Source organism: Palleronia sediminis (assembly GCF_004358695.1).
In the GTDB taxonomy this organism is placed as follows: domain Bacteria; phylum Pseudomonadota; class Alphaproteobacteria; order Rhodobacterales; family Rhodobacteraceae; genus Palleronia; species Palleronia sediminis.
This window is the reverse complement of sequence record NZ_SNAA01000027.1, coordinates 1-14,730: the sequence shown is the minus strand read 5'-3', so window position 1 is coordinate 14,730 and position 14,730 is coordinate 1. Positions and strand designations below refer to the sequence as shown.

Genomic DNA, 14,730 nt, shown 5'->3' with positions numbered 1-14,730 from the left:
TCGGTAGGTTGAAAGACTGGCGTCGCATCGCCACCCGCTACGACAGATGCCCGAAGGTCTTCCTCTCCGCCATCGCCCTCGCCGCAACCGTCATGTTCTGGTTATGAATCCTGACCCTAAGAATCTCACCTGGGGGAATAGATAGAACCGACGAAGCGTTGAAATCCAATACGATTATTATCGGATGGGCGCAAATAGGTCGGATTATGGAGGGCTCTCTCAATTACTACGAATATCGGCGCATCATCAAGGATGAATACTATCCTGATGACGAGAACCTGAGGCGTGCAGGGTCGGCCGCAGGAAACATGTGGCGATTCGTTCAGGAAATGAATGAGGGCGATTATGTTGTCGTCCCCGTAGCAGGTGGAATCCATATTGCCGAAGTAACAGGACCCGCCTTTCATATGCTTGAAAAGGTAGATGAGGATACTGCATTCCGTCGAAATGTCAAATGGCATACCAGGGCAGAGGACCCGATACGCCGTGATCGACTGGTGAGCGGGTTGCATTCGAGAACCAAGATTCGGGGCACCAGCGCTTCGGCAAGCGAATACGTTGATGAAATCTCCAAGCTGATTGCTGAGTACCGTGCCGGTAAGGTTTTGACATTCGAAGACGGTCTGAGTTCAGATCTCAAGAATGTCACTCTCGAAAAGCTGCGCGAAGGACGAATGCAGCATTCTCAATTCGAGAGATTTCTGGCCGAGCTAGTCCGGAAGCAAGGTGCCAAAGAGGTGATGATCCGGCACGGACCGGGTGACAAGGGGATAGACATCATCTTCATTGACACCCACTACGGGTTGACGGAAACGAGAGTCGGCATTCAAGCCAAGCATTTCGATGAGCGCAAGGAAATAGGGCGCCACGTTGTCGACGAAACCGCGGCCGGCGCTGAAGCCGAAGAGATCGATATTGCAATAATTGTAACTACCGGTTCATTCTCGAAAGAGGCAGAGGATGCCGCTTTGCAGTATTCAGAAAGTGGGCTAAGAATAGAACTGGTGGACGGCCCCCAGCTTGCCAGTCTCATTGGTGAACTGGGCGTTCCGGAACCATCGGGTGTTGCTTCGTAACAGGCTGAGGGGCCGCAACTGCTGCCCCCTCACCCCAACCAAACCGCCGCCAACCCGACCGCCGCCACGCCCATCTGCGCGGGGCGGAGGCGGCGGAACCACAGGGGCGCTTCCTCGCGGCTGGCGGCCAGCGGGTCGAGCAGGGCGAGGCTGGCGTAGATCACGACCAGCAACACCAGCGCCAGTTCGAGCGGCAGCAGCAGCGCCGCCAGACCCGCCCAGAACAGCCAGGCGAACATCGCCATCTGCGCCCAGGTCCAGCCGCCCGGCATCCTGAACGACAGGCCCCGCCGCACCCCCGACAGGAACAGCGCCACCGCCGCGCCCCATAGCCGGATCGCGGGCGCGAGCCATTCCGGCCCGCCGAGCCAGATCCACAGCGCGCCCGCCGGAAAGACCAGCACCGGCCCCCAGCCCAGGATCACCGCGTCCCAGGGGATGCGGGCGGGCTCGGTCACGGTCAGGCGGCGGGGGCGATTCTCGGTCATGGCGACCAAGCGCCGGCACCCCGCCCCCGGTTCCGTGGCGCAACGATTCCCCCGCCCGCCGCCCATCGTCGCCGGACGGGCAACACCGATGCCGGAGTGCTCGCCAAGGGGCGGCGCGCGCCCTATCCTCGCGCGCAGTCCCAGCCCTCCCGGAGGAACCCCCATGCGCGCCCTCGCCTGCCTTGCCCTGCCGCTTGTCCTGTCGGCCTGCATCTCGGAACGCAGCTTTGAATCCGAGCCGGTCGTGCTGCAATCCGACCGCGGCCCGGTCACCTGCCAGCTCTACGGCATCAACCAGGTGATGCTCGACCGCGCGCTTACCCGCCCCGCCGTCATGTCCGACGAAGAGGCGAACGCCATCTGCCGCGCCGAGGGCTATCGCCTCTTGGCCGGGGCGGGCCCGGCCCGTCCGTGACCGCGCGCCGATGACGGCCCGGCGGCCCGTCGCGGGCGCGCTGCGCGGGCTTGCGGTCCTGCTGCTCGTCGCGTCCTGCGCGCGCCCCCTCACCCCCGAGGAACGCGCCTTTGCCGCCAGCGTGCAGGGCCCGACGCTCGACACGGCACGGGTGCGCATCCACGACCGCAACCTCGTCTCCCGGATCGTGCGGATGCGCCCGCCGCGGCCGCAGACCACCTGCCGCGAACGCATCTACCCGCGCGAGATCGGCCCGCAGCCCAGTTCAACGGCCGCCTTCGTCCTGTTCGAGCGGATGTTCGTCGCCGGCGACCTCTACGCCGAGAATTTCCTGCCCGCCTGGCCCGAAGCCATGTCCCTGCCCTTCGCCATGATCTTTGCGCATGAGATGACGCATGTGTGGCAATGGCAGAACCGCGCCGTCACCGGCTATCACCCCGCGCTCGCCGCACAGGAACACGCGCCGGGCACCGACCCCTATCTCTATGATCTGGCACCCGGAAAGGGGTTTCTCGATTACAGCTTCGAGCAGCAGGGCGGCCTTGTCGAAGAGTTCGTGTGCTGTCGCGCGCTCGACCCCGACGCGCCCCGGACGCAGGCGCTGCACGACCTGCTGCGCCCGCAGTTTCCGGGCCTCGCACGGCGCTCGCCGGTTCCGCCCGATGCGATCAAATTGCCACAGGACGCGCCCGATCCGCGCGGCATCTGTTCTAAGTAGGGAAACGTTTACCGTTTCGCGCTAGGCTGGGCCATCTTTCGGCGTGGTGGCCGGAAGACTTCTCCCTGATGGACTGGCCACGCGCTTCGGCGCGTGGCCTTTTTCATGCGTCCACCGGGGCGATCAGCTCGGGGCCGGTGGCGCGGTTGCCGTTTACCGCGCGGCTTACCCGGTGAAACCGCAGCTCGGGCGCCGCCGCCGGGTCCATCAGCCGCGCCGCGCCATGCCCCGCCTCGCCCAGCCACAGCGGCCAGTCCCGCGCCGACAGGATGACCGGCATCCGGTGATGCAGCCGCGCCACCCGCCCCGCGGCGGCCGTGGTGACGATGGCGCAGCTTCGCGTGTCGCGCCAATCCTGCCAGAGCCCGGCAAAGGCGATGGGCGCCTCGTCCTCGCGCCGGATGAACCACGGATCGCGCCCGCCGCTGTCGTCCCTGGTCCATTCATAGAACCCGTCGGCGGGAATCAGGCACCGCCGCGTGCGCGCCGCCTCGCGAAAGGCGGGCTTGGCGGCCAGCGTCTCGGCCCGCGCGTTGATCAAGAGCGGCCCGTCGGTCTCGGATTTCGCCCAGTGCGGGATGAACCCCCAGCGCATCGCCTCGATCCGCCGCCGCCCCCCGGCCGAGCTGACGGCATGGACGCGGTCGGTGGGGCAGATGTTCCAGTTCGGCAGGTCGGGCAGGTCGTTGCCCGGCGCGGCGTCGAACAGCCGCGCCATGGCATCCGTTGGCAGGGTCAGGACGAAACGGCCGCACATCTGCTTTACCTAGGCCGAAACGCGCGCGGATACAGCGTGTCTCGGAAACCGCGGGGCGCTATACCGCGACCTGCCGCATCGCGCCCCGCGGCCGCCCGAATGCCCGGATCGCCAGAATGACCCTGTCCCGCACCGCCCCCCGCCTCTTGCCCGCGATTCTCGTCGCGCTGGCCCCGACGCTCGCGCCCGCGCAGGCGCCGCTCGAGGCGGCGGTCGAGACATGGCGCGCGGTGCAGGGCCGCTGGGTCGCGCCGGGTCACGACTGCACCAGCCCCGAGGGTGTCTGGACGCTGCTCGCCCGCCGCATCGAGGGGCCGGGGCGGGCGCTGTCGCTGCGCGGCATCGGCGGCAGCGCGCAGTTCCTGCGGCTCGACATGACCGATGGCGCCGGGCGGCGCGTCGGCGGCACGCTGGCCGTGGACGGGGCCGGCGGGGCGCGTCTGACGGTTCCCGGCCTGTCGGTCGGGCTGAGGCGCTGCGCCGCGCCCCTGCCGCAGGTACCGGACGCCCCCGCCGCGCCGCTGACCCTCGACGACGCGCCGCGCCTGCCCCCCGCGACCACCCCGCCCGAGGACACGAAAGAGGCGGCCACGATCGAGCCCGCGCTCGGCGCGATTGCCGGGCAATGGACCCAACCGGGGGGCGATTGCGCGGCGCCGGGGTGGGAGTTGGGCGAGACGACGATCCGAACGCCCGAGGGCCGTTTCGCCATCGCGGGCGAATTGGCGCGCGACGGGCGGCTCGGCATCAACGCCCTGCGCGAGAGCGACGGGGCACCCACGACCTTTACCGCGACGCAGGGGGCCGGGGCCATCGAGATGACGGTCGGGATCGGGCGCGAGCCCGCCCGCCGTGTCCGGCTCGAGCGGTGCTGAGCGGCGGGCGGGCGCGACCGACCGCACCCGCCCACCGCCAAGGCGCCTATTCGGCGACCGTGATCCGGCCGTCGGTATAGGGCTCGTAGGCGCCCTGCTGGGCGAGGTAGTCGGCGACGACAACCGCCACGTCCGGCCCGAAATCATAGGCATTGGCGGCATCGCGGAACATGCCGTAGCCGTCGCCGCCGTTGCGGACGTAATTGTTCGACACGACGCCATAGGTCGCCTCGGGGTCGAGCGGCGCGCCCCCGACCTGCACATCGGTGATGCGGCTGCCCGGCTCGGCCGACGGGTCGAAGGCATAGCTCATCCCGGCCACCTGCGGGAACCGCCCCGCGACCTCCTCGATCTGGCTCACCCCGTTCTCGAGCGCGGCGCGCAGCACCTCGCCCGTCACCTCGAAGGTCGAAAGCGTGTTCTGGAAGGGCAGGACGGTCAGCACCTCGCCCATCGTGACCTCGCCCATGTCGATCGAGGCGCGGATGCCGCCGCTGTTCTGGAACGCCACGTCGATGCCCTGGTCCGCGACCCGCGCCAGCATCGCATCGGCCAGCAGGTTGCCCATCTCGCATTCCTGCACGCGGCAGACCTCGCGATTGCCCTCGATCTGGGCGGCGGCCTCGGCAACCACCTCGTTGCGGATCTCGTTGAGCGGGCCGGCGGCCTCGGCGATGCGCGTCACGGTGGGTTCGTCCTCGGCCACGGTGGCGTCGATCAGGATCGGCGCGCCGCTGGCCTCGATCACCTCGCCCGCGTCGTCGAACGTCACCTGCAACTCGCCCAGGTACTTGCCATAGGCATAGGCCTGCACGATGGCGGTCCCGTTCACCATGGTCGGATAGGGCCCCTCGGCCCCCTCCATGTCGCCCAGCAGCGTGTTGGAATGCCCGCCCACGATCACGTCGACGCCGGTCGTGCCTTCGGCCACGCGCTTGTCGACGGCATAGGACGAATGGCTCAGCACCACGATCTTCGTCACGCCGTCCTCGGTCAGCCGATCCACCTCGGCCTGCACCGCCTCGACCGGGTCGGTAAAGACGACATTGGGGCCGGGCGAGGCCAGCTCGTCGGTATCCTGCGGCGTCAGGCCGATCAGGCCGATCCTCTCGCCGTCCTTTTCGATCACGGTCGATTTCTCGATCACGTCCTTGAGCAGCGGCTCGCCGCTGAGGTCGGCATTCGACATCAGGATCGGGAACTCGATCGCCTCGGCAAAGCCGCGCAGCACCTCGGGGCCGTCGTCGAACTCGTGATTGCCGACGGTCATCGCGTCATAGCCCAGCGCGTTCATCATCTCGGCGGCGAGCTTGCCCTTGTAATAGGTGTAGAACAGCGTCCCCTGGAACTGGTCGCCGCCATCCACCAGCAGGCTGTTGTCGTTGCGCGCCTTGGCATCGCGAATCGCGGTGACGAGCCGCGCGGTGCCGCCGAAACACTCGCCCGCGTCGTTCTCTTCGGCGGCGCAGGGGCCGTCATAGGCGCTGATCGGCTCGAACCGCGAATGGAAATCGTTGGTATGCAGGATGGTGATCGAATACTCGGCCTGCGCGGCCCCCGCGATCAGCGCGAGCGCGGCGGCTCCGGTCATCAGGCGTGCGGTCATGGTGTTCCCCCCGGTGGCGGCCCGTCGCGCGGGCCCGATACGTTACCCGTCCAAGGTGTGCCGCAGCCATGCGCTTTGTCAAAGCATGTCGCAACGGCACCCGCCATGACAGCACCGGGCGGGCGCGCTATACACCCCGCGCGAAACCACGATGACGGAGGGGTCCATGCGTATCTTCAAGGTGTTCCGCGCCGCCGAATGGGCCAAGCTCTCGACACAGGGGCGCACGTCGGGCGCGCCCGTGGATCGCGCGGACGGGTTCATCCATTTCTCGACGCAGGACCAGCTGGGCGAGACGCTCGCGCGGCATTTCAAGGGGCTGACCGATCTCGTGCTCGTCGCCTGTGAGGCCGACGATCTCGGCCCCGCCCTGAAATGGGAGCCGTCGCGCGGCGGCGCCGATTTTCCCCATCTCTATCGCGACCTGACGACCGATGACGTGCTCTGGCACCGCGAGATCCCGCGCGAGGGGATCGCGGGGCTGACATTGTGAGCGCGGTCGAACGGATCGGCCTGCCGCTCCTGCGCGGGCTCGACCCCGAAACCGCGCATGGGCTGGCGTTGCGCGCGCTGCGCGCGGGGCTGGTGCCGCTGCCGGGCACCGTGACCTCGCCGCGGCTGGCCACACGGGCGGGCGGGATCGACCTGCCCAACCCGGTCGGACTGGCCGCGGGCTTCGACAAGAACGCCACCGCGCTGGCGGCCCTAGGCCGGGCGGGGTTCGGCTTTCTCGAGGTGGGCGCCGCCACGCCGCGCCCGCAGACGGGCAACCCCCGCCCCCGGCTCTGGCGGCTGGCCGGGGATCGCGCCGCCATCAACCGTTTCGGCTTCAACAATGACGGGATCGGACCGATCGCGGACAGGCTCGCCGCGACGCCCACGCCCGTGCCGCGCGGGCTGAACCTCGGCGCGAACAAGGACAGCCCCGACCGCGCCGCCGATTTTGCCGCCGTGCTGGCGCGTGCCGCGCCCCATGTCGATTTCGTCACGGTCAATGTCTCGTCGCCCAACACCGAGAAACTGCGCGACCTCCAGGGGCCCGAGGCGCTGGCCGCGCTGCTCGACGGTGTCATGGCCGCCCGCCCCGCGGGCCTGCCCGTCTGGCTCAAGATCGCGCCCGACCTCACCGATGCCGAGCTTGCCGATATCGCAGCCGTGGCCGACGCCGCCGGGATCGACGCCATCGTGGCCACCAACACCACCCTGTCGCGCGAGGGGCTGCGCGCGGGCGCCCATCACCCCGGCGGCCTGTCGGGGCGGCCGCTGTTCGACCGTGCGACGCGGGTGCTGGCGCGGCTCGGCACGCTTACCGACCTGCCGCTGATCGGCGTGGGCGGGGTCGAGGACGGCGCCACGGCCTATGCCAAGATCCGCGCCGGGGCCTCGGCGGTGCAGCTTTATACCGCGATGGTCTTCGGCGGGATCGGGCTGGCGGCGCGGATCGCGCGCGATCTCGACGCGCTGCTGGCGCGCGACGGCTTTGCCTCGGTGGCCGAGGCGGTGGGGGTGTCACGCGCCGACTGGCTCTGACCCGACCGAACGCTCCAGCGCGGGATAGCGCCAGCCCAGCGTCGCCCCCCGCGCGACAAAGCTGACCAGCATCGCCATCCACAGCCCGTGATTGCCGAAAAGCGGCATCAGCGCCAGCAGCGCCGCGACATAGACGGCCAGCGACACCGCCATCATGTTGCGCATGTCGCGGGTGCGCGTCGCCCCGATGAAGATCCCGTCGAGCATCCACGCCGCGCAGCCCGCCAGCGGCGCCAGCACCATCCAGGGCAGGTAGTCGCGCGCCGCCGCCCGCACCTCGGGCGCGGTGGTCATAATGTCGACGATCCACGCCCCGCCAAGCGCGAATGCCACGGCCAGCACCAGCGCCGTCACCCCGCCCCAGAGGCTCGCCAACAGCGCCGCGCGGCGAAAGACGGCGCGCTGGCCCCGGCCCATCGCACCGCCCACCAGCGCCTCGGCGGCAAAGGCGAACCCGTCCATGCCGTAGGCGGTGACGGACATGAATTGCAGCAGGATCTGGTTCGCCGCCAGCCGCACGTCGCCAAACCGCGCGCCAAGGAACAGAAAGCTCATGAAGATCGCCTGGAGCATCAGCGACCGCAGGAAGATATCGCGATTGACCTGCGCGAAACGCTTGAGCCGGACAGGGTCGAGGATGCGCGCGCGGTCGCGCCACGCGGGCGTCGCAAAGGCCGCGCGGCAGAACCACAACCCCAGCAGCAACCCCGACCACTCGGCGACGAATGTCGCCAGCGCGACCCCGCGCACCCCCCAGCCCAGCCCCAGCACGAACCACAGGTCGAGCGCCACGTTCAGCCCGTTCATGGCAAGCTGGATGGCCAGCACCGCCCGCGTCCGCTCGGCCGCGATGAGCCAGCCGGTGATGACGTAGAGCGCGATCAGCGCCGGGGCCGAGAACACCCGGATGCCCATGTAGCCCAGCGCGAGCCGCTCGACCTCGTCCGAGGCGGGCGACAGGGCAAAGGCGCCCGCGAATAGCGGGATCTGCAGGGCGATGATCGCAGCCCCGCCCAGCGCGGCGATGGCCAGACCGCGCGACAGGATCGCCGCCCCCTCGTCCAGATCGTCGCGCCCCAGCGCCTGCGCGGCAAAGCCGGTGGTGCCCATCCGCAGAAAGCCGAAGATCCAGTAGATGCCCGTCAGGATCACCGCGCCGATGCCAACCGCGCCGATGGGCTCGGGCGTGCCCATCTGCCCCACGACCCCGGTATCCACCGCGCCGAGGATCGGCACCGTCGCATTGGCCAACACGATGGGCAGGGCGACGGCCAGCACGCGGCGATGGGTGACGGGGCGCTCGGCCACCGCTCAGCCGCGATCCGCGGCGGGGGCCGGATCGGGGGCGGGGGCCGGATCGGAGGCAGGCATCAGGAAATGCCCCGTCGCCTGCGCAAAGGGGCGGTCGCGGTCGTCCTGCCACGCCTCGACCCGCACCGAGGCATAGCGCCGCCCCGAGCGCACGATCCGCGCCCGCGCATAGGCGTCGCGCGGCAGCCCCGAGCGCAGGTAGTCCACCGTCATGTCGATGGTCTCGGGCAGGCGCGGCAGGAAACCCTCGGCCAAGGCGGCGGGCGTCACGCGCCCCTCCTCGACCTCGAACCAAAGCTGCGACCACGCCAGTTCGACGATGGCCGAGGCTTCGAGGAAACCGGCCGTCACCCCGCCATGCAGTGCCGGACCCGCCGGGTTGCCGATATGGCTGTCGTCATAGGGCAGCGTGAAGGTCAGCTCGTTGCCGCAGCGCGCGAAGGTGATGCCGAGGAACGCGATATAGGGCACGCTCGAGACCAGCGCGGCCAGCGCCGCGTCGCGGCGGCGCTTGATGACCTGAACCGGCTCGGGCGGTGTGGCGATGACGGACATGGCTCAGCCCTCCGCGCGGTTAAAGGTAAAGGCGCCGGTGGCCGAGGCGATGGGCTCCGCCCCCTCGGCCTCGTCGTCCCCGTCGAAGGCCTCGGCCCGGACGAAGGCCACCGACCGCGTGACGCGATGGCACTGCGCGCGCGCCCGGATCGCCCGGCCGGGGCGCGAGCCGCGCATCCGGTCGATCCGCAGATCGAGCGTCGCCGTCGACCCCGCGCAGAGCGGGTGCGACACCACCGCGAGCCCCGCGCAGGTATCCATCAACGCGGCGATCGCGCCGCCATGGATCGCGCCGCTCAGCGGGTCGCCGATCAGGCGCGGGTCGTGCGGCATCGTCAGCCCGGCCTCGGCGGGGGCGATATGGACGAGCGTCATCCCCAGCGCCCGCGCATAGGGGAGGGAGTCGAGAAACTCCCGTGCAGTCTGCTCTCGGCGGTCCATCGGCGCGTTCACCCTCGATCCGGTCGCGGCTGTATCGGGGCGGGCGCCCCCGTCGCCCGTGACGGGCGGCACGCGGTGTCATAGCGCCGCGCCCCGCGGGAAACCAAGGTCAAACTGCGCCGATCCCCGCGCCCCGGCCGCCACCGAGGGCTTCATTCGGTCGCAGGCGCGCGCGGAACCCGCGCGGCCCCCCGTCGCGTTTCCGCCACGACCGCAGGGAGTTTTGCACATGACCGAGATCAAGACCGTCGCCGTCTTCGGGGCTTCGGGCCGCACCGGCCGCCATTTCACCCGCATGGCCGTCGAGCGCGGCCTGTCGGTGCGCGCCTTCGAGCCGGACTGGACCGGGATCGAGCCGCCCGACCCGCAGGCGCTGCTGGCCCAGGCCAACCTGCTCGACGGCGACCTGCGCGGCGCGCTCAAGGGATGCGACGCGGTGGTGTCCTGCATCGGGGTCGGGCTGTCGGCGAAATCGGCCATCGACCCGCCGCCGCTTTATACCGAGGGGGCGGTGCGCATGATCGAGGGGATGCGGGCCAACGATATCCGCCGCCTTGTCGTGATCTCGGCCAGCTTCGTCGAGGCCCGCGACCGCGGGCCGTCATGGTTCCGCCTTGCCTCCTCCGTGGCGCTGGAGCGGATCTTTACCCAGATGGGCGAGATGGAGCGGATCCTGCGCGCCGCCTCGACCGATATCGACTGGACCGCGGTGCGCCCCGGCTGGCTGATGGATGCGCCCTTTACCGGCGATTACACCGTCGCGCCCAACGCGATCCCCGAGGGCACGATCCGCACCCGCCATGCCGATCTGGCGCATTTCATGCTCGACTGCCTGATGGACGGCACCTGGATCCACGCGACCCCGGCCATCGCCCGCCCCGAGGAGGCCGATGCCAGCTCGCCCGCGCGGATGCTGCGCGAGGTCGCGGGTTGAGCCGCTCGCGACGACCTCACGCATTTACGATCCGCTGCCGGGTAAGTTTACGCTACGTCGCCATTACGTAAGGTTCGCGAAAGTCTAAAAGCGCCTCGTCCAATCCTCCAGGAGATGACCCGACGATGCAGGATACGTTAACGATTCGAGAAATGTGTGACGCGTTCGAGGTCACGCCGCGGACACTGCGGTTCTACGAGGCCAAGGAATTGCTGTCCCCGATCCGCGAGGGCCAGAAGCGGCTGTTCACCCGTCGCGACCGCGCGCGGCTCAAGCTGATCCTGCGCGGCAAGCGGTTCGGCTTCAGCCTCGAGGAGATCCGGCAGCTTCTCGATCTCTACGGCGCCGATGGCGACGAACGCCCCCAGATCGAAAAGGCCTATGAACTCGGCCGCAAGCGTCTGGCCGAGCTGAAGGCCGAGCGCGAGCGCTTCGACGGCGCCATCTCAGAGCTCGAGGCGCAGCTCGACTGGGCCGGGCGCACGCTGGACGGCAAGCGAGCGGAAAAGGCGTCGGCCGCCTGAACGGGCCGGGCCTATGCGCCGCGGCGTTTCCATGTGCCAAACGCCGCGCGGTTCGCTAGATTGGACCGCGCCGGGGCCGCGCCCCGGCCGCAGATCCCGCGAAAGGCCCGCCCCGATGCCCAAACGATTCCGCATGACCCGCCGTTTTCCCGTCGCCATGACGGAAGACGGCTATCGCCGCCTGCGCCGCTTTGCCACCGAGGCGGGCTTGGACGAGGGCGAAGCGCTGTCGTTCCTCTTCGAGCATTTCGACAGCGTCACCGACAGCGAGAACCTGACCGCGCGGCTGCGTCTGTTCAACTCGGAACTCGACGCGCGCAAGCGGTGAAGGCGGATCGCCTTCGGCGAGGGTATTTGGAAAGAGAAGAGACAGGGCCGCGCGCGCCGCGGCTCAGCTATCCTCGCGTTCCTCGATCATCTTTCGCAACGTGATCGCCTCGTCCATCGACAGGATCGAATAGGCCGGTTTCGAGGGATCGGCCTCCCAGATGTCGAAGGTCAGGTCGCCCGACAGCACCTTGGGACAGAAAAACAGCGCGCCGATATTCGCGAACACCACCTGGTCGGTGTCGAAGCAGAGCGAGACGGTCCAGACGCGGTCCGCGGGCGCCGAGCGTTCGATCCCGCGGAACCCGTCGAGCGCGGCGGCCGGCATCAGCGTGAAGGGATCGCCGAGGATTTCCTCGGCGGTGTCGCTTTCGACCATGATCGGCTGGTCGGGCAGCAGCAGCATCGCGGACTGGTTGCCAAGCGCGCCCGCCGGCACATGGAGCGGCCAGGCCGAAAGCGGGCAGTCGCGGGCGTTTCCGTGCCAGAGCAGGTTGCGTTCGATCCGGGTGCAGACCTGGAAGCCCCCGTCGAAGGTCAGCACCTTGTCGCCGGGGAACACGTCCTCGACCCGGCACCAGCCGATCTTGGTTGCGACCTTGGTGCCGTGAACGATCCCCTGGGTCTGGGCATCGTCGCCCATGAAGAAGTTACTGTCGCGCGCGCTACGATCGTCAAGTTTTCTCGGCATTGTTTTTTCCCAATAGCTGATCGACGTACTGCTGGCCTCGCCTCTCTTAACTTCTTCTTTGCGGGCAAATTATGCGTCGAATCTGGCCCTTTTACGGCATGATCTGTAAAAGTTGATATTACGTTACCCGAATGCGTATCCAAAACGCGCAATATCCTCGGCATAGTGACCTGCCACGATGTCGCGCGTTCGGCAATCGTAGAGTGCGGCCCAGTCGCGCGGCCGGCTCGACCGGTTGGCATGCGGCAGGGACAGCCGAAAGCCCAGCAAATCCTCGAAGGGCGCGAGATCGGTGTCGAGCCGCTCCAGCCGGATCGCGATGGCCTCGGGCTGGGTGCCGTCGGCGAGAGCCAGGTAATCGGCCACGCCGTCGGCACGCATTTCGGCCCGCGTGCCCGGATGCGCGATGAAATCGCGGAACGGCAGGACGCGCGCGCGGCTCACCGCCGGGTGGGCGAATCGCTGCGCCCCGAGCCAGTGGTAATAGCTCACCATCCGGTCCCACGGATTGCGCGTCAGCGTCACCGCGCGCAGCGCACGGATCGCATCGGGGGCGAGCCAGCCGTCGAGATCGGCAAGGCGGCTGTGTTTCCACAGGCGCCCCCGCGCGCCCAGCCCGCGCAGCCGCCGCCGCCGCGCCACCGCCTTGGGGGTGTCGCCGATCAGGATGTCGTCCTTCATCGCGCGCGCCTCGAGCGCGAGCGCCATAGCGGTGCCCCCGGTCTTGGGGATGTGGACGAAGACGTATCCCCGCCCCGGCGACACGATCATGCGGCTCCTCCCTCGGCCCGGTGCCCTCGCTATGGCGAAAGGGGCGCCGCACGGTCAAGCGGCGGGCAGGGCCGCATTGCCTTGCCCCCGGTCCGCTTCTATTCTCCGGCCTCTTGGAAAAGGCATGTGAACCGCGTGCAACGGGCCGACCGATGACTGCCTTGACGCAATTCGACCGACTGGAGGCCTCGGCCCTCTGGACGCCGCCGGGCGACGCGCAGCGCCGCGACGTGGTCGTATCGCTCGGCAAGGCCAGCATCTCGATCCTCGACCGCTCGGAAACGCCGCTGGCACATTGGTCGCTGGCCGCGATCGAGCGGCAGAACCCCGGCCGCGTCCCCGCGCTCTACCGGCCGGGCGCCGATAGCGACGAGGCGCTCGAGATCGACGACGCGCTGATGATCGGCGCGCTCGACCGCATCTCGGCCGCCGTCAGCCGCGCCCGCCCCCGGCGCGGACGGCTCAGGGTCGCGATCCTCGGCGCGGCGTCGCTGGCGCTGATCGGCACGCTGGTCTTCTGGCTGCCGGGCGCGATGGTGCGCCACGCGACCGCGGTGGTGCCGCCGGCGGTGCGGGCCGATACCGGCGCACGGCTCTTGCGCGAACTGGCCCGGCTGACCGGCGAGCCCTGCCGCAACCCCGCCTCGCGTGGGCCGCTCGACGCGCTGGCGCGGCGCACGCTGGGCAGCGGCGCCGGGCAGATCGCGGTGCTGCCCTCGGGGCTGGATGGCGCCGTGGCGCTGCCCGGCCGCATCGTGGCGCTGGGGCGCGACACGATCGAGGACCATGACGGCCCCGCGGCAACGGCGGGCTACGTGCTCGACGCGCTGGAACGAGCCTCGCGCGAGGATCCGATCGCGCGCATCCTCGACGCCTCGGGGCCGCGCGCGACGCTCTTGCTGCTGACCCGCGGCGAGATCCCGACAAGCGCGATCGAGGCCCATGCGCGGCGCCTGCTCGAGGCGCCCGCGCCGCTGGCCATCGAGGCGCCCGAGGGGGTTCTGGCGCGGTTTCGCACCGCTCAGGTGCCCAGCACGCCCTATGCCTACGCGCTCGACCCCAGCGGAGAGCGCAGCCTGCCCCTGATCGAGGGCGACCCGATGGCGGGCGACGACCCGCGCCCGGTCCTGACCGACGGTCAGTGGATCGCGCTGCAATCCATCTGCGACGGGTAGGGCGCGCGCCTCAGCGCAGGAAGGCGTCGTGGAACCCCGCGCGGCGCACCGCGGCCAGCGCCGCCGCCGCGTCGCCCGCCGCGACCGGCCCGGCCAGCACCACCTGCAACCCGCCCTGCCGCCGGATCGTCGCCGGCAGGCCCAGCGCCTGCATCCGCCGCGCGGTCTGCGCGGCGTTGCCGGGCTGCGCAAAGCTCGCCACCTGGATGACATGCCCGCGGATCGCCGGCTGGGCGATGGCGCGGGCGGGGACGGTCACGGTGGGGCGCGCCTCGCGCGGGACGGTGTCGGTCCAGATGCGCGCGGTCTGGGCGTTGCCCGCGGCGGTGCGGGGTCCGCGCGCGGGGTTCAGGCGATCGTCCTCCCAGGCGCGGCGATAGCCCTGCGGGATCGTGACCGCCGGCACGCGCGCGCTTGCCGGCGCGGGCAGGGTCCGCACGCGGCCATACTCCGCCGCCGGCGCGGCGGGCGCGGCGGGCGCGGCGGAGGGCATGCGCCGCACCCCGTGCGTGACCGCGGGCGGCACGTAGCGCGCA

Annotated in this window: 19 protein-coding genes and 1 pseudogene; 11 read left to right on the top strand and 9 right to left on the bottom strand. The window is 69.7% G+C overall.

What is annotated here, in order from left to right:
• Positions 1-107: pseudogene (locus tag E2L08_RS16135) on the top strand (IS5/IS1182 family transposase); the annotation flags it as partial.
• Positions 108-1,076: a restriction endonuclease gene (locus E2L08_RS16130; RefSeq protein ID WP_502243737.1), complete on the top strand. Its 969-nt coding sequence runs from the start codon at positions 108-110 to the stop codon at positions 1,074-1,076.
• Between the two features lie 29 nt (positions 1,077-1,105).
• Here E2L08_RS16130 and E2L08_RS16125 read toward each other — a convergent pair whose 3' ends face one another.
• Entirely contained in the window at positions 1,106-1,564 is a 459-nt protein-coding gene (locus tag E2L08_RS16125) for a DUF3429 domain-containing protein (protein WP_133398123.1), read from the bottom strand.
• Between the two features lie 163 nt (positions 1,565-1,727).
• Between E2L08_RS16125 and E2L08_RS16120 the strand changes: the two genes are divergently transcribed.
• Both E2L08_RS16120 and E2L08_RS16115 read left to right on the top strand, forming a co-directional pair.
• Positions 1,728-1,979 (top strand): hypothetical protein, encoded by a 252-nt coding sequence (locus E2L08_RS16120; protein ID WP_133398122.1) that lies wholly within the window; start codon positions 1,728-1,730, stop codon positions 1,977-1,979.
• A gap of 10 nt (positions 1,980-1,989) precedes the next feature.
• Positions 1,990-2,697 carry a hypothetical protein gene (locus E2L08_RS16115; protein WP_240758275.1) on the top strand — a complete coding sequence of 236 codons (708 nt, stop codon included), beginning with the start codon at positions 1,990-1,992 and terminating at the stop codon, positions 2,695-2,697.
• Between the two features lie 103 nt (positions 2,698-2,800).
• Here the strand turns inward: E2L08_RS16115 and E2L08_RS16110 are convergent, their stop codons facing one another.
• The gene (locus tag E2L08_RS16110; protein WP_133398121.1) at positions 2,801-3,454 is read right to left on the bottom strand and encodes an SOS response-associated peptidase; all 654 of its coding nucleotides are present in this window, start codon (positions 3,452-3,454) and stop codon (positions 2,801-2,803) included.
• 116 nt (positions 3,455-3,570) lie between these two features.
• Between E2L08_RS16110 and E2L08_RS16105 the strand changes: the two genes are divergently transcribed.
• On the top strand, positions 3,571-4,329 hold the full coding sequence (locus E2L08_RS16105; protein WP_133398120.1) for a hypothetical protein: 759 nt from the start codon (positions 3,571-3,573) through the stop codon (positions 4,327-4,329).
• A 46-nt stretch (positions 4,330-4,375) separates the two neighbouring features.
• Here E2L08_RS16105 and E2L08_RS16100 read toward each other — a convergent pair whose 3' ends face one another.
• The gene (locus E2L08_RS16100) at positions 4,376-5,935 is read right to left on the bottom strand and encodes a bifunctional metallophosphatase/5'-nucleotidase (protein WP_133398119.1); all 1,560 of its coding nucleotides are present in this window, start codon (positions 5,933-5,935) and stop codon (positions 4,376-4,378) included.
• Between the two features lie 166 nt (positions 5,936-6,101).
• On the opposite strand from E2L08_RS16100, the gene E2L08_RS16095 reads away from it, so the two are divergent.
• Together E2L08_RS16095 and E2L08_RS16090 are read left to right on the top strand one after the other, a co-directional pair.
• Positions 6,102-6,428, top strand: a complete 327-nt coding sequence (locus E2L08_RS16095) for a DUF952 domain-containing protein (protein ID WP_133398118.1) — start codon at positions 6,102-6,104, stop codon at positions 6,426-6,428.
• Positions 6,425-7,465, top strand: a complete 1,041-nt coding sequence (locus tag E2L08_RS16090) for a quinone-dependent dihydroorotate dehydrogenase (protein ID WP_133398117.1) — start codon at positions 6,425-6,427, stop codon at positions 7,463-7,465. The genes E2L08_RS16095 and E2L08_RS16090 overlap by 4 nt, the downstream gene beginning before the upstream one ends.
• On the opposite strand, the gene E2L08_RS16085 is transcribed toward E2L08_RS16090, so the two are convergent.
• Genes E2L08_RS16085 through E2L08_RS16075 form a run of 3 tightly spaced genes read right to left on the bottom strand, consistent with a single transcriptional unit; the run spans position 7,445 to position 9,772 of the window.
• Positions 7,445-8,773, bottom strand: a complete 1,329-nt coding sequence (locus E2L08_RS16085) for an MATE family efflux transporter (protein WP_133398116.1) — start codon at positions 8,771-8,773, stop codon at positions 7,445-7,447. The genes E2L08_RS16090 and E2L08_RS16085 overlap by 21 nt on opposite strands.
• 3 nt (positions 8,774-8,776) lie before the next feature.
• Positions 8,777-9,331 (bottom strand): PaaI family thioesterase, encoded by a 555-nt coding sequence (locus E2L08_RS16080; protein ID WP_133398115.1) that lies wholly within the window; start codon positions 9,329-9,331, stop codon positions 8,777-8,779.
• Positions 9,332-9,334: 3 nt separating this feature from the next.
• Positions 9,335-9,772, bottom strand: a complete 438-nt coding sequence (locus E2L08_RS16075; protein WP_133398114.1) for a PaaI family thioesterase — start codon at positions 9,770-9,772, stop codon at positions 9,335-9,337.
• A gap of 229 nt (positions 9,773-10,001) precedes the next feature.
• Here E2L08_RS16075 and E2L08_RS16070 point away from each other — a divergent pair, with 229 nt between their 5' ends.
• The 3 genes from E2L08_RS16070 to E2L08_RS16060 all read left to right on the top strand — a co-directional run bounded on the left by E2L08_RS16070 (position 10,002) and on the right by E2L08_RS16060 (position 11,558).
• Complete coding sequence (locus E2L08_RS16070) at positions 10,002-10,706, top strand: NAD(P)-dependent oxidoreductase (RefSeq protein ID WP_133398113.1); 705 nt, start codon at positions 10,002-10,004, stop codon at positions 10,704-10,706.
• A gap of 152 nt (positions 10,707-10,858) precedes the next feature.
• Entirely contained in the window at positions 10,859-11,230 is a 372-nt protein-coding gene (locus E2L08_RS16065; protein WP_370450696.1) for a MerR family transcriptional regulator, read from the top strand.
• Between the two features lie 115 nt (positions 11,231-11,345).
• The gene (locus E2L08_RS16060) at positions 11,346-11,558 is read left to right on the top strand and encodes a hypothetical protein (RefSeq protein ID WP_133398111.1); all 213 of its coding nucleotides are present in this window, start codon (positions 11,346-11,348) and stop codon (positions 11,556-11,558) included.
• A gap of 63 nt (positions 11,559-11,621) precedes the next feature.
• Here the strand turns inward: E2L08_RS16060 and E2L08_RS16055 are convergent, their stop codons facing one another.
• Together E2L08_RS16055 and E2L08_RS16050 are read right to left on the bottom strand one after the other, a co-directional pair.
• Positions 11,622-12,248 carry a Hint domain-containing protein gene (locus E2L08_RS16055; protein ID WP_133398110.1) on the bottom strand — a complete coding sequence of 209 codons (627 nt, stop codon included), beginning with the start codon at positions 12,246-12,248 and terminating at the stop codon, positions 11,622-11,624.
• A 123-nt stretch (positions 12,249-12,371) separates the two neighbouring features.
• A complete protein-coding gene (locus E2L08_RS16050; RefSeq protein WP_133398109.1) occupies positions 12,372-13,019 on the bottom strand; it encodes a sulfotransferase family protein in 648 nt (215 codons plus the stop codon).
• A 152-nt stretch (positions 13,020-13,171) separates the two neighbouring features.
• Between E2L08_RS16050 and E2L08_RS16045 the strand changes: the two genes are divergently transcribed.
• Entirely contained in the window at positions 13,172-14,194 is a 1,023-nt protein-coding gene (locus E2L08_RS16045; protein WP_133398108.1) for a hypothetical protein, read from the top strand.
• Positions 14,195-14,204: 10 nt separating this feature from the next.
• On the opposite strand, the gene E2L08_RS16040 is transcribed toward E2L08_RS16045, so the two are convergent.
• The coding region (locus tag E2L08_RS16040; RefSeq protein ID WP_206077031.1) for an SPOR domain-containing protein at positions 14,205-14,730 on the bottom strand (526 nt) is incomplete at its 5' end.

Bases quoted from the DNA above. Each gene is read 5' to 3' on its own strand.
- E2L08_RS16075 (WP_133398114.1), bottom strand. From the start codon at position 9,772: ATGGACCGCCGAGAGCAGACTGCACGGGAGTTTCTCGACTCCCTCCCC.
- E2L08_RS16080 (WP_133398115.1), bottom strand. From the start codon at position 9,331: ATGTCCGTCATCGCCACACCGCCCGAGCCGGTTCAGGTCATCAAGCGC.
- E2L08_RS16045 (WP_133398108.1), top strand. From the start codon at position 13,172: ATGACTGCCTTGACGCAATTCGACCGACTGGAGGCCTCGGCCCTCTGG.
- E2L08_RS16070 (WP_133398113.1), top strand. From the start codon at position 10,002: ATGACCGAGATCAAGACCGTCGCCGTCTTCGGGGCTTCGGGCCGCACC.
- E2L08_RS16105 (WP_133398120.1), top strand. From the start codon at position 3,571: ATGACCCTGTCCCGCACCGCCCCCCGCCTCTTGCCCGCGATTCTCGTC.
- E2L08_RS16060 (WP_133398111.1), top strand. From the start codon at position 11,346: ATGCCCAAACGATTCCGCATGACCCGCCGTTTTCCCGTCGCCATGACG.
- E2L08_RS16050 (WP_133398109.1), bottom strand. From the start codon at position 13,019: ATGATCGTGTCGCCGGGGCGGGGATACGTCTTCGTCCACATCCCCAAG.
- E2L08_RS16120 (WP_133398122.1), top strand. From the start codon at position 1,728: ATGCGCGCCCTCGCCTGCCTTGCCCTGCCGCTTGTCCTGTCGGCCTGC.
- E2L08_RS16095 (WP_133398118.1), top strand. From the start codon at position 6,102: ATGCGTATCTTCAAGGTGTTCCGCGCCGCCGAATGGGCCAAGCTCTCG.
- E2L08_RS16065 (WP_370450696.1), top strand. From the start codon at position 10,859: ATGTGTGACGCGTTCGAGGTCACGCCGCGGACACTGCGGTTCTACGAG.
- E2L08_RS16115 (WP_240758275.1), top strand. From the start codon at position 1,990: ATGACGGCCCGGCGGCCCGTCGCGGGCGCGCTGCGCGGGCTTGCGGTC.
- E2L08_RS16100 (WP_133398119.1), bottom strand. From the start codon at position 5,935: ATGACCGCACGCCTGATGACCGGAGCCGCCGCGCTCGCGCTGATCGCG.
- E2L08_RS16110 (WP_133398121.1), bottom strand. From the start codon at position 3,454: ATGTGCGGCCGTTTCGTCCTGACCCTGCCAACGGATGCCATGGCGCGG.
- E2L08_RS16055 (WP_133398110.1), bottom strand. From the start codon at position 12,248: ATGCCGAGAAAACTTGACGATCGTAGCGCGCGCGACAGTAACTTCTTC.
- E2L08_RS16125 (WP_133398123.1), bottom strand. From the start codon at position 1,564: ATGACCGAGAATCGCCCCCGCCGCCTGACCGTGACCGAGCCCGCCCGC.